Below are 12,174 nucleotides of genomic sequence, written 5' to 3'. Positions count from 1 at the left end.
GCCATGGGACCCCGTCCTCGGCGTCCGGCTCCTCGCCGGCGAGGCCGCCCATGCTGGGCGCGCGCGGATCGACCCGGGCGAGCAGCTCGGGTTCGCGGTCACCGAGCCCGAGCCGTGCGCGCAGGGCGACGACCACGGGGGAGTCGTCGGCCACGAGTCCGGTGCGCGTGCCGTGGTTCCCGCCGTGCCGGAACCCCTCGTCACGCGTCGACCAGGAGACCCGGTTGCCGACCTCCAGCGCCGGTGTGTCCAGCGCTGTCGCGGCGAGCCGGCCCGCCACGTGGTCCGAGCAGTGCACGACGAGATCGGGGTGGAACGCACGGCCCGCGGCGACCGTGCCCTCGGTCATGGCCAAGGCGAACAGCTCGAACGGCCGCATCGCGTCGACCAGTTCCCAGTACCCCTCCGGAGTGTCTCCGGCCTCCGGCGGCCGGCCGGCCGCACCCGCCACCAGGTCCTCGCCGACGTCCCGCTGCGGGAACACGTCCGCCACCAGCAGACCCGACTCGGCGGCGACCTTGGTCATGTAGGCGGTGGTGGCGAGCAGGACCTCGTGGCCGGCCGCTCGGGCCGCCCAGGCCAGCGGGACGATCGGCAGCATGAGCCCGTATCCGGGCGCGGCCGTGAAAAGGATGCGCATCTCCGAAACCCTTCGGCGTGCTTGACGGGCAATCTCTAGAATTCGGCGGGTGTCGATGGCGGGCCGGACGGAGCGGAATTCCTTCGGTCCTTCAGACCGTTGCTCCGGCGCTTCGGTAAACCGCCTCGACGAGCCTGGAAGCCCTTTCGTCCATGCGCCCGATCTCCGCGGATCCCGCGTTCTGGACGTAGGCGAAGGCGAGCTCCCGCTCCGGGTCGGCGAAGGTGAAGTTGCCGTTCGCGCCGCCGAGGCCGAAGGCGGTGCCCAGGCCCGCGGACGCCGGGAACAGGGGGCCGTCGGGCAGCATGACCCCGAGTCCCCAGGTGGTGGGCAGCAGCGTCGTACGACAGGTGCCGCTGGAGTGGACGGTGCGCAGCTCGCGGGCGAGCCCGGGGGTGGTCAGCCGGAACCCGTCGACCTCGCCGACGAACGAGGCGAGGAAGCGGGCGAGCGAACGCGCGCTCGCCAGCCCGTCGTACGACGGGTTCTCCGTGACCGGATCGGGCGCGAGATCCAGCGCCATGCTGCCGATGGTCGCGCGGTAGCTCAGCGAGTCCGGGTCGCCGAGGGCGGTCAGGAAGGTGATCCCGTCTCCCGGGTCGGCCCCGGCCATGACCGCCTCGGCCTTGGACTCCAGCATGGTCGCCAGGTGGGCTGCGGCGGGATCCGGCAGTCCGATGTAGCAGTCCAGACCGAGCGGGGCGGCGATCTCGCGGGCGAAGAACGCGCCCACGGTGAGGCCCGTCGTGCGCCGGATCAGTTCGCTCACCAGGTGGCCGATGGTCGTGGCGTGGTAGCCGTGGGCGGTGTCCGGCTCCCATTCCGGCCGGGCGGCCACCAGCGCCTCGGCGACGGGGGTGTGGGCCCGCAACGACGCTTCGGTCAGGGGGGCGTGGTCGAGACAGACCACCCCGGACCGGTGGCCGAGCACCATGCGCAGGGTGATCCCGGCCTTGCCCTCGGCGGCGAACTCCGGCCAGTGGTCGGCCACCGGCGCGTCCAGGTCCAGCACCCCACGGCTGACGAGCAGCAGGGCCGCCCCCGTGACCAGCGCCTTCGTGGGCGAGGCCAGGATGGCCAGGGTGTCCGACCGCCACGGGTCCGTCGTCGCCCCGTCGGCGAAGCCGCCCCAGAGATCGACCACCGGCCTGCCCCTGTGGTACACGCACACGCCGGCACCCACCTCGGCGCCGGCGGCGAAGTTCGCGAGGAACGCGTCGCCGACCTCGGCGAAGGACGGCTCGACCGTCCCCGCCCACGGGAAATCCTGCACGGTGCCCACCTTCCGAGTCCACGACGTCTCCCCTCCGATCATGGGGACCCCGCTCGCTGCTCACTCGAATATGGGTAATGGCGCGCTCGCGGGAAAAGGGAATTCCGCATGAGGGGGCGGGAAGGGGTCGATACTTCTGGCAGTATCGTGCCCTGCCGGTTTCTCGGCAGTACGCATGTCCGAAAGGGAATAGTGCACACTTTCCGCCGCAGGAGGTGACCAATTGTTCTCCGAAATAGCGGAATTCCATGCCTGGTACCGAGAGCGGCGCCTGGCACAGGATTACCGGACGAGCAAGATCCCCATCGATGAGATCGACGGCTGGCTAACCGATTCGGACTCGGGGAACCTGGTCCATCGCACCGGCCGGTTCTTCACTGTCGAGGGCCTCGACGTGAACCGCTCGGGGCGCGCCGTGGAGTCCTGGCAGCAGCCCATCATCGTCCAGCCGGAGCGAGGCGTGCTGGGCATCCTCGTCCGGGAGTTCGACGGCGTCCCGCACTGCCTGCTCCAGATCAAGATGGAACCGGGAAACGTCAACGGGCTCCAGATGTCGCCCACCGTGCAGGCGACACGGAGCAACTTCACCGGCGTGCACGGCGGCAAGGCGGTGCCGTACCTGGAGTACTTCACCGCACCGCGGCGCGGCAGGATCCTCTCCGACGTCCTCCAGTCCGAGCAGGCGTCGTGGTTCCTCGCCAAACGCAACCGCAACATGATCGTGCAGGTCGACGAGGACGTCCCCGTCCTCGACGACTTCTGCTGGCTCAGCTTCGAACAGATCGACGAGCTGCTGCGGGAGCCCAACCTCGTCAACATGGACACCCGCACGGTCCTCGCCGGCGCCGCCTCGCAGCGGTTCCGGCCGGCCGACCTGACCGCCGACACCTTCCGCGGCGCGATGGCCCGCTCCTGGTCCCCCGGGGAAGGCGCCCTGCACGCCACCGTCGAACTGCTCAGCTGGTTCACCGAGGCGAAGAGCCGCTGCACGCTCACCCGCCAGTGCATGCCACTGGCGAAGCTGAGCGGTTGGTCCCGGGTGGACGGCGAACTCGTCCACGACCGCGGCCAGCACTTCGCCGTCGTCGGCGTGGACGTACGGGCCAGCCACCGGGAGGTGACCGGCTGGCAGCAACCGATGTTCCAGCCCCGCAGCCAGGGCGTCATCGGCTTCCTCACCCGGCGGATCGACGGAGTCCTGCACCTGCTGATGCAGGCCCGGACCGAGACCGGGGCGCTCGACGGCGTGGAGATGGCCCCGACGGTCCAGTGCCAGCCCGACAACTACCGCCTGCTCCCGGACGACGGCCAGCCGCTCTTCCTCGACGAGCTCCTCGGCGCACCGCCCGAGCGGGTCCGGTTCGACTGCGTCCACTCCGAGGAGGGCGGCCGCTTCTACCACGCCGAGAACCGCTACCTGCTGGTCGAGGTGGCGGACACGTTCCCCATGGAGGTCCCGCAGGACTTCGCCTGGGTGACGCTGCGCCAGCTCACCGAGTTCGTGCGGTACGGCAACCACCTGAACGTGGAGGCCAGGAGCCTCCTGACGTTCTTCGGCTTCTACAAGGAGGACGAGCGGTGACCACCTACGTGTGGGACTACCTCGCCGAATACGACGCCGAGCGCGGCGACATACTCGACGCGGTCCAGCAGGTCTTCGGCTCCGGCCGGCTGGTGCTCGGCGAGAGCGTGCACGGCTTCGAGGCCGAGTACGCCGCCCATCACGGGTTGCCGCACTGCGTCGGCGTGGACAACGGTACCAACGCCGTCCAGCTCGCCCTGGAAGCCCTCGGCATCGGCCGCGGTGACGAGGTGATCACCGTCTCCAACACCGCCGCGCCCACGGTCGTCGCCATCGACGCCGCCGGAGCCACCCCCGTCTTCGTCGACGTCCGGGCCGAGGACCACCTCATGGACACCCGCCTCGTCGAGGCCGCGATCACCCCGCGCACCAAGGCCGTCCTGCCGGTCCACCTCTACGGCCAGTGCGTGGACATGGAGCCGCTGCGGCGGATCGCCGACGCCCACGGACTGAGCATCGTGGAGGACTGCGCGCAGGCGCACGGCGCGCGCCACCGCGGCCGGCTCGCCGGAACGATGAGCGAGGCCGCCGCCTTCTCCTTCTACCCGACGAAGGTGCTCGGAGCCTACGGGGACGGCGGCGCCGTGCTCACCGCCTCGTCCGACGTCGACGCCGCCCTGCGCCGACTGCGCTACTACGGCATGGAGGACGTCTACCACGTCGAGCGGACCCCCGGACACAACAGCCGCCTCGACGAGGTGCAGGCCGAGATCCTGCGGCGCAAGCTGACCCGGCTGGACACCTACATCGCCCGGCGCCGCGAGATCGCCGACCGCTACGCCGAAGGACTCGCCGATCTCCGCGAGCCAGGTGGCCTGGAACTGCCGGCGGTGGCCGAGGGCAACGACCACGTCTACTACGTGTACGTCGTCAGGCACCCGCGGCGCGACGAGATCATCAGGCGGCTCGCCGAGGAGCACGACATCTCGTTGAACATCAGCTATCCCTGGCCGGTGCACACCATGCGCGGCTTCGCGCACCTGGGCGTGCCACCGGGCTCCCTCCCGGTGACCGAGCGGCTCGCGCAGCGGATCTTCTCCCTCCCGATGTACCCGTCCCTCTCGGAGGGGCTCCAGGAGAAGGTGATCGCCGCGCTCCGCGACGTCCTGAGCACCCTGTGAACCCCCGAGCGAAAGGCCACCCCATGCCCACCGTCGCGGACACCGTGATCTACGAGCGCGCGGACGTCTACCACGACTTCTACCAGGGCCGAGGCAAGGACTACCGCGGCGAGGCCGCTCGTGTGGTCGACCTCGTCACCTCCCGCAGGCCGGACGCCGCGTCCGTGCTCGACGTCGCCTGCGGGACCGGGGCACACCTGCGCGAGCTGGCCGGCTCCTTCGGGGAGGCGGTCGGCGTGGACCTCTCCGAGGAGATGCTCGCCGTCGCGAGGCGCCACGCCCCCGCCCTGCCCTTCCACCAGGGAGACATGCGCGACTTCCGGCTCGGCCGCCGCTTCGCCGCGGTCACCTGCATGTTCAGCTCGGTCGGCTACCTCGCCACGGTCGAGGACCTCCACCGGGCGGTACGGAACCTCGCCGACCACCTGGAACCCGGAGGCGTGCTGATCCTGGAACCCTGGTGGTTCCCCGACGACTTCCTCTCCGGCTGGGTGGCCGGCGATGTCGTCACCGTGGACGGACGGACCATCTCCCGCGTCTCCCACTCGGTGCACGACGGCTCGACCAGCCGGATGGAGGTGCACTACACCGTGGCGGCCACCCGGACGGGCATCGAGCACTTCACGGACACCCATGTGATGACGCTCTTCGACCGCGGGACCTACGAGGCCGCCTTCCACGGGGCGGGCCTGCGGGCCGAGTTCCTGAGGCCCGAGCCCCGTACGACCGGACTCTTCGTCGCCACGCACCGGGGCGGCACGCCGTGAAGGTACGCGAGCTGGGCATCGCGGGCGCCTACGCGTTCACTCCCGAGGTCTTCCACGACGAACGGGGTTCGTTCTGTTCGCCGCTCCAGGAGGTCCCCTTCGCGGACGCGGTCGGCCGGGCGCCGTTCCCGGTGGCCCAGGCCAGCACCAGCCGGTCACGGCGCGGTGTGGTGCGCGGGGTGCACTTCACGGCCCTGCCCCGCTCGATGGCCAAGTACGTCCAGTGCGTCGCCGGCCGGGCGCTCGACATCGTGGTCGACGTCCGGGTCGGTTCGCCGACGTTCGGACGCTCCGAGGCGGTGGAACTGTCCCCGTCCGAGCCCTCGGCGTTGTACCTGCCCGTGGGGGTGGGCCACCTGTTCGTCGCCCTGGAGGACGACACGGTGATGGTCTACCTGCTGTCGACGAGCTACCGGGCGGACAGGGAACGCGCGCTCCACCCGTTCGACCCCGGGCTCGGCCTCGCGCTCCCCGCGGGACTCGACCCGGTGATGTCCGCCCGCGACCGTGAGGCGCCCTCGCTCGCCGCCGCGCTGGACGCGGGGCTGCTGCCGGAGTACACCGCCTGCCGAGCCGAGGAGGCCCGCCATGCCCGGGGCTGACCGACCGCTCGTCGTCGTGCTCGGCGCGTCCGGGTTCGTCGGCTCCGCCGTCACCACGATCCTGTCCGGACTGCCGGTGCGGGTCCGGGCCGTGGCCCGCCGCCCGATGACCGTGCCCGAAGGGGTCGGGGCCCACCGGGCCGATCTCACCCTGCCGGGAGCGCTCGCCGAGGCGGTGGCGGACGCCGACGCGGTCCTTCCGTTCGCCGCCCGGATCCGCGGCGCCGCCGGCTGGCGCGTCGCCGAGGACGACGACGCCGCCGAGCGGACGCACGTCGGCCTGGTCCGCGACCTCGTCGCCGCGTTGTCCGCCCGCCGGGGCGCCCCGCCCGTCGTGGTGTTCCCCGGCAGCAACACCCAGGTCGGGAAGATCACCGGAGACCGTATCGACGGCACGGAGGAGGACCACCCGGAGGGGGTGTACGACCGGCAGAAGCTCATCGCGGAACGGCTGTTGAAGGACGCCACCCGGCAGGGCAGGCTGCGGGCGACGAGCCTGCGGCTGCCACCCGTGTTCGGCGCCCCGTCCGCCCCCACCACCGACGACCGGGGCGTGGTCTCCACCATGATCCGCCGCGCGCTCGCCGGCGAGCCCCTCACCATGTGGCACGACGGAACCGTCCGCCGTGACCTGCTGTACGTCGAGGACGCGGCGCGGGCCTTCGTCGCCGCGCTGGACCACGCCGACCGGCTCGCTGGCCGACAACACTACCCGGTGGGTTCGGGGCGGGCCGCGCCCCTGGGCGAGGTGTTCAGACACATCGCCGACGCCGTCGCACGGGCCACCGGAGCGCCACCGGTACCCGTCGTCTCCGTACCGCCGCCCCCGCAGGCCGAGGGGACGGACTTCCGCAGCGTGCGCGTCGACCCGTCCGCGTTCGTCGCGGCGACCGGGTGGCGGCCCCTGGTGCCGTGGGACGAGGCGCTGGCGCGGACGGTGGCCGCCCTGGCCACCGCGCGGTGAGCCCGTGCCCGCGCTGAGGATGGCCGTGATGGGCTGCGCGGACATCGCGGTGCGCAGGGTGATGCCGGCGATGGCCGGCTCCGCCCGGGTGGAGCTGGTGGCCCTGGCCAGCCGGGACGCGGGAAAGGCCGCGGCCGCCGCCCGGCCGTACGGCTGCCGCGCGGTCCATGGCTACCAGGGGCTGCTCGACGATCCCGGTGTCCAGGCGGTGTACGTGCCGCTGCCCTGCGCGCTGCACGCGGACTGGGTGGAGGCCTCCTTGAGGGCCGGGAAGCACGTCCTGGCGGAGAAGCCGCTGACCCCCGACCCGGAACGGGCGGCGGAGCTGTTCGCGCTGGCCCGCCGGCACGGTCTTGCCCTCATGGAGAACATCATGTTCCTCCACCACCCCTTGCACGCGGCCGTGCGCGACCTGATGGAACAGGGGACCATCGGTGAACCCCGTTTCTTCCGGGCCGAGTTCACCGTTCCCCGCCGGGCGCCGGACGACATCCGCTACCAGTCGGCCCTCGGCGGTGGCGCCCTGCTCGACACCGGGGTGTACCCGGCGAGGGCGGCGCTGCACCTGGTGGGGCCGGAGCTGACGCCGGTGGCGGCCGCACTGGTGCGCGGCCCCGGATTCGCCGTCGACACCGCGGGAGCGGCGATCCTGCGCTCGCCGCAGGGCGTGCTCGTCCAGCTCGGCTTCGGGCTCGACCACGCCTACCGCTCCGCCTACGAGCTGACCGGCACCCGGGGACGGATCGTCGTCGATCGCGCGTTCACCCCGCCCGCGGACCACGCGCCCGTCCTGCGCCTCGAAACCGGGAGCGGAGTGGAGGAACGGAGGCTGGCGCCGTACGACCAGGTGGCGGCGACGCTGGTGGTCTTCGCCGACGCGGCCGCGGCCGGCCGGTCGCCGGACGCCCACGGCAGTGTGAGGCTGGCCGGGCTGCTCCACGACATCCGCGAGCGCGCGGGGAGCACCCCCTGATCGGGCGTGCTCCCCGGTCCCGCGTCATCCCTCGTCGGTCGCCCGCAGGCCGTCCCCACCCCAGTCCACCCGTGTCATCTCCTCGTGGCTCATCAGCGTCCGGGGGATCCACGAGGGGCTGGGGCCCTCTGCGTTCACCCCCTTGTCGAAGACGGCCATGCTGCGGTAGAAGTGCGCGCCCGTGAGGGTGCGGGTCACCTCGTCCGGTGCGACGCCGCCCTCCTCCTGGTCCTCGTACGCGAGTCCGTCCACGAGCCGCTTCAGGTAGCCCATGCTGGTGGCCGGATCGTCGCGACGGCGCGAGCTGCCGCCGTACCCGGCCCAGTACGAGGTCTGGAGGTCTTCCACCACGTACAGACCACCGGGCCGCACCAGGGGGAAGAGCGTACGGAAGGTGGTGATGACGTCGGGGCAGTAGTGGCTGCCGTCGTCGATCACGATGTCGATGGGGCCGATGCGCTCGCCGAGGGACGTCAGGAACTCCGGGTCGGAAAGGTCGCCCTGGATGGTGTGGATGCGCGGTTCGCGCAGCGCGGACTTGTCGAAGACGTCCACGCCATGGACGAGCGCCCGGGGGAAGTAGCGCTTCCACATCCGGAGCGAGGCTCCGCCCGCCGCCGGATCGCCGTATCCGCCGATGCCGAGTTCGACGATGGTCAGCGGACGGTCCCGCAGCGGGGCGAAGTGCCGCTCGTAGTGGGGGGTGTAGTAGTGGAGGCCCCACTTGTCCGAGCCGTTGCGCAGGGACAGGTCGGCCAGGTCAGCGGGTTGCTCGGTGGTGCCCCGCACGAGGCGCCGCACCACGTCGAAGACGTGCATGGAGGAGCTGAGCGCCTCGACGTCCTCCAGGTCGTTCCAGACGATGCGCAGGTTCTGGCAGCCGGCGGAGCGCCACCCGCCGTAGACGGCGCGCACCAGTTCCAGGAGGTCGACCGTGACGGTGGCGTGCGCGGCCTCCGGCGCACCGGGGTGGTGACCGGCCGTCTTGCCGGCCACCACGTGGTGCGCCACGACGTTGCCCTCGAAGGCGAGGTCGAACCGTACGGTGATCGGAGCGCGTTCCGACCCCGGAACCTCGTCGAGGTCCGCCCGGTCGACGAGTTCGCCGATGACCAGGCCGGCCGCCCGTGCCACGCCGAGCTCGTGGAGGACAGGACCGGCGTCACCCTCCGCGGCGAGGATGAGCCGACGCAGATCGTGTAGTTCCCGATTGGCAGTCATACCGGCCGATGCTGGTGGCCCGCGCTATAACCCGCCTCGAGCCGTCGCGTACGACGGCTCGCCCGCTCAGGGGCGCCGGGCCAGCACGATGTGCACACTGCCGCCGCTGTAGACCTCCTGCTGTGACCGGCTCACCCGGAAGCCCTTCTCCTCCAGCAGGCTCACCACCTCGGTCAGCCGCCCGTGGACATCGTGCACTTCGACCGCGACGTTCCGGACCTTCGGCCAGTCGCCCTCTGCGATGCCCCGCAGTACGGCGAGCTCGGACCGCTCGACGTCGATCTTGAGGAGGTCCACCGAGGCGAGGCCGTGCTCCGCGATCAGCTCGGACACCGTGGTCACGGGTACCCGGTAGGTCTCCACCCGGCTGCGGAAGCCGTCCCAGTAGGCATCCCGCTCCTCCTGCGGCAGACCGAGGTTGGTGAGCACGGCGTCGATGTTGCGCCGGTCGTCCTTCTCGTCGACCTCCAGGGTCGCCATGGTCTCGTCGGCCGGGTAGAAGGTGAACTCGGCCGTGCCCGGGACGTCCGCGACCGCCTTGTTGACCGCGGTGCCGCCCGGCAGGTGATCGGCGAAGTTGCGCGCCAGACAGGCGAAGGTGGGGGCTGCGGGTTCACAGGCGACGACCCGCACTCCGGGCACCTGGTCGGCGACGAACAGCGAGCTCAGACCGACGTGGGCACCGATGTCGACCAGCGTGTCGCCCGCCCGCAGCTTCTGCAGCTCGTTGAGGTAGATGCTGGTGGAGACCTCGTACCAGACGATCTTCGTGGTCTCCTCGTTCAGACAGTGCAGCACGCGCCCGTCCGGCAGGGTGTACGTCTCGGGGGCATGCTGTCGGGAGCCCGGGACCGTGTCCGTCATCGTGCGTCACCTTTCGTCGAGGACCGCTTCCGCCCGCCGACTGTGCCGCCCCGCGCTATCGAGCGACTCGACCCCGCCTCGCGGCCCTCCCCGCCGACGCCTCCACAGGGCGTCGAGCGGTTTTCGAGCCCCCGCGCACATCCTCGGTGCGGATGCCCCGGTGGAGCACGCGGTGCCGACAGCACGTCAAGGTTGTGGAGGACACGACACATGCATGTGGCTTTCCTTACCCCGAACGCCTACGGACACGTCCTGCCCCCGTTGCCGCTGGTGCGGGAACTGGTCCGGCGAGGGCACCGCGTCAGCTTCGCGGTCGGGCCGGGGCTCGCGCACCTCGTCAAGGAGGCCGGGGCCGACCCGATCGTGCTGCCCACGGAGCTCCAGGACCCTCCGATGACCGAGCACTTCACCACCGAGAGCCTGACGCAGGTGCTCCGGATCGGGCTCGACGAGCGCCGCGCGTCCATGCCGGTCCTGATGGAGTACTTCCGGGGCGACGAGCCCGACCTCGTCTGCACCGACCAGCTCGACTACAACGGGCGGCTGCTCGCCGAGACGCTGTCGGTGCCGTACGCCTACCTCATCCCCACGATGGCGACGAGCGACGAGTCGTCCCTGTACGACCTCCTGATGTCGGAGCCCCTCGACCCCACCTATCCGCCGCTGGTCCGGGCCCAGCGGGAGTCCATGGACTTCTTCGCCTCCTACGGCGTGTACGAGGAGCTGAGCGCCGCCGAACCGGCTCCGCTGAACCTGGTCTTCGTCCCGGCGGAGTTCCAGACCGGCGCCGACGGGTTCGACGAGACGTTCCACTTCATCGGCCCCGGCATCGGCGATCGTGCCCATGAGGGCGCGTACCGGCCGAAGGACCCCGACGCCCCCCTGCTGTACATCGCGCTCGGTACGATCTGGAACGACCGGCCGGAGTTCTTCGGCCACTGCATGGACGCGTTCTCGGGCACCGACTGGCAGGTCGTGATGGCCGTCGGCGGCAAGGTCGACCTCGGGCGGCGGCCCGTACCGCCGAACTTCGACATCCACCCGCACCTGCCCCAGCTCGCCGTCCTGCGGCAGGCCGAGGTCTTCCTCACCCACAACGGCATGGGCTCCACGATGGGAGCCGTGTACTGCGGGGTCCCGATGGTCTCCGCCGCACAGGTGCCGGAGCAGCTGGCCAACGCCCGGCGCGTCGAGGAACTCGGTCTGGGCAGGATCCTCACTGACATGTCGGCGGACGGCATCCTCGCCGCCGTCACCTCGGTCGCCGGCGATGCAAGGGTCCGCCGGGCAGTGGACGACCTGTCCCGTCGGTTGAACGAGGGTCCCGACGGCGCGGCGCGCGGCGCCGACCTCTTGGAAGCGTACGTGCGATGAGGATTCTGTTCGTCACTGGCGGAAGCCCCGCGACGGTCTTCGCCGTCGCGCCGCTCGCCGTGCAGGCCCGGCTGTCCGGCTACGACGTCCTGGTCGCCACCACCGAGGAGATGGCACCCTTCGTCACCTCCGTGGGCCTGCCCGCAGTGCCCGTCACCGACGGCACCATGCTCCGGTTCATGTTCCGCGACCGTGACGGGCAGCGGCTCACCTTGCCGGCGGACCCCGCGGAGCGGCTCTTCTTCAACGGCCGCGGCTTCGGCAGGCTCGCCACCGCGAGCCGGCCTGCGCGCACTCGCCGCCGACTGGCCGCCCGACCTGGTCGTCGGCGGCTCCCTCTGCTACGCGGCTCCGCTGCTCGCCGCGGAACTCGGCATCCCGTCGGTCCGGCACACCTGGGACCTGGGGGAGCCGCCCGGCATCGACCGGGGTGCCGACGCCGAACTCGCTCCCGAACTGCAGCTCCTGGGCCTGGACGGCGTCCCTTCGACCGACCTGTGGGTCGACATCTGCCCGCCCAGCCTGCGCGACCCCGCGCCGGGGCCGCGTCAGGACATGAGGTTCGTCCCCTACAACGAGCAACGGGCACTGGAGCCGTGGACGTACCGCCGGGGGCCGCGACCACGGGTCTGTGTGACCGCCGGCAGCCGGGTCTCCCAGGACGACGAGGTCGCCTACCTACGGGAACTCGTCGACAGCATCGCCGGCCTGGACGTGGAGGTGGCCGTCGCCGCCCCGCAGGCCGTCGCCGAGCGCCTCCGCGCCGACGCGCCCGGCGTCAGGGCCGGCTGCC

At 71.5% G+C, this 12,174-nt stretch carries 10 protein-coding genes and 2 pseudogenes; 8 read left to right on the top strand and 4 right to left on the bottom strand.

Going from position 1 to position 12,174, the window contains the following annotated elements:
- Positions 1 to 640: pseudogene (locus IH13_RS39760) on the bottom strand (glycosyl transferase); the annotation flags it as partial.
- Positions 641 to 731: 91 nt separating this feature from the next.
- Positions 732 to 1,913 carry a serine hydrolase domain-containing protein gene (locus tag IH13_RS0121340; protein ID WP_031086806.1) on the bottom strand — a complete coding sequence of 394 codons (1,182 nt, stop codon included), beginning with the start codon at positions 1,911 to 1,913 and terminating at the stop codon, positions 732 to 734.
- 223 nt (positions 1,914 to 2,136) lie between these two features.
- Between IH13_RS0121340 and IH13_RS0121335 the strand changes: the two genes are divergently transcribed.
- The 6 genes from IH13_RS0121335 to IH13_RS0121310 are packed head-to-tail and all read left to right on the top strand — an operon-like array spanning position 2,137 to position 7,922.
- The gene (locus IH13_RS0121335) at positions 2,137 to 3,495 is read left to right on the top strand and encodes an NDP-hexose 2,3-dehydratase family protein (protein WP_031086804.1); all 1,359 of its coding nucleotides are present in this window, start codon (positions 2,137 to 2,139) and stop codon (positions 3,493 to 3,495) included.
- On the top strand, positions 3,492 to 4,616 hold the full coding sequence (locus tag IH13_RS0121330) for a DegT/DnrJ/EryC1/StrS family aminotransferase (protein WP_031086803.1): 1,125 nt from the start codon (positions 3,492 to 3,494) through the stop codon (positions 4,614 to 4,616). Before IH13_RS0121335 ends, IH13_RS0121330 begins: the two co-directional genes overlap by 4 nt.
- 23 nt (positions 4,617 to 4,639) lie before the next feature.
- Entirely contained in the window at positions 4,640 to 5,383 is a 744-nt protein-coding gene (locus IH13_RS0121325) for a class I SAM-dependent methyltransferase (RefSeq protein ID WP_031086802.1), read from the top strand.
- Complete coding sequence (locus IH13_RS0121320) at positions 5,380 to 5,985, top strand: dTDP-4-dehydrorhamnose 3,5-epimerase family protein (protein ID WP_031086801.1); 606 nt, start codon at positions 5,380 to 5,382, stop codon at positions 5,983 to 5,985. Before IH13_RS0121325 ends, IH13_RS0121320 begins: the two co-directional genes overlap by 4 nt.
- A complete protein-coding gene (locus IH13_RS0121315) occupies positions 5,972 to 6,949 on the top strand; it encodes an NAD-dependent epimerase/dehydratase family protein (RefSeq protein ID WP_031086800.1) in 978 nt (325 codons plus the stop codon). Before IH13_RS0121320 ends, IH13_RS0121315 begins: the two co-directional genes overlap by 14 nt.
- A gap of 4 nt (positions 6,950 to 6,953) precedes the next feature.
- Positions 6,954 to 7,922 carry a Gfo/Idh/MocA family protein gene (locus tag IH13_RS0121310; protein ID WP_234433343.1) on the top strand — a complete coding sequence of 323 codons (969 nt, stop codon included), beginning with the start codon at positions 6,954 to 6,956 and terminating at the stop codon, positions 7,920 to 7,922.
- A gap of 24 nt (positions 7,923 to 7,946) precedes the next feature.
- Here the strand turns inward: IH13_RS0121310 and IH13_RS39755 are convergent, their stop codons facing one another.
- Positions 7,947 to 9,143 carry a class I SAM-dependent methyltransferase gene (locus IH13_RS39755; protein WP_158791250.1) on the bottom strand — a complete coding sequence of 399 codons (1,197 nt, stop codon included), beginning with the start codon at positions 9,141 to 9,143 and terminating at the stop codon, positions 7,947 to 7,949.
- A 66-nt stretch (positions 9,144 to 9,209) separates the two neighbouring features.
- Complete coding sequence (locus tag IH13_RS0121300) at positions 9,210 to 10,007, bottom strand: FkbM family methyltransferase (protein ID WP_031086796.1); 798 nt, start codon at positions 10,005 to 10,007, stop codon at positions 9,210 to 9,212.
- A 210-nt stretch (positions 10,008 to 10,217) separates the two neighbouring features.
- On the opposite strand from IH13_RS0121300, the gene IH13_RS0121295 reads away from it, so the two are divergent.
- Together IH13_RS0121295 and IH13_RS38030 are read left to right on the top strand one after the other, a co-directional pair.
- The gene (locus IH13_RS0121295; RefSeq protein WP_031086794.1) at positions 10,218 to 11,381 is read left to right on the top strand and encodes a macrolide family glycosyltransferase; all 1,164 of its coding nucleotides are present in this window, start codon (positions 10,218 to 10,220) and stop codon (positions 11,379 to 11,381) included.
- Between the two features lie 192 nt (positions 11,382 to 11,573).
- Positions 11,574 to 12,174: pseudogene (locus IH13_RS38030) on the top strand (nucleotide disphospho-sugar-binding domain-containing protein); the annotation flags it as partial.

Origin of the sequence: Streptomyces sp. NRRL WC-3549, assembly GCF_000721935.1 — a bacterium.
In the GTDB taxonomy this organism is placed as follows: Bacteria; Actinomycetota; Actinomycetes; order Streptomycetales; family Streptomycetaceae; genus Streptomyces.
Note: the sequence above shows the minus strand (reverse complement) of the source record. Positions and strands in the feature narration are given on the sequence as shown.

Excerpts from the sequence above, each read along its gene's own strand:
- IH13_RS0121325 (WP_031086802.1), top strand. The coding sequence starts at position 4,640 with ATGCCCACCGTCGCGGACACCGTGATCTACGAGCGCGCGGACGTCTAC.
- IH13_RS0121315 (WP_031086800.1), top strand. The coding sequence starts at position 5,972 with ATGCCCGGGGCTGACCGACCGCTCGTCGTCGTGCTCGGCGCGTCCGGG.
- IH13_RS39755 (WP_158791250.1), bottom strand. The coding sequence starts at position 9,143 with ATGACTGCCAATCGGGAACTACACGATCTGCGTCGGCTCATCCTCGCC.
- IH13_RS0121300 (WP_031086796.1), bottom strand. The coding sequence starts at position 10,007 with ATGACGGACACGGTCCCGGGCTCCCGACAGCATGCCCCCGAGACGTAC.
- IH13_RS0121295 (WP_031086794.1), top strand. The coding sequence starts at position 10,218 with ATGCATGTGGCTTTCCTTACCCCGAACGCCTACGGACACGTCCTGCCC.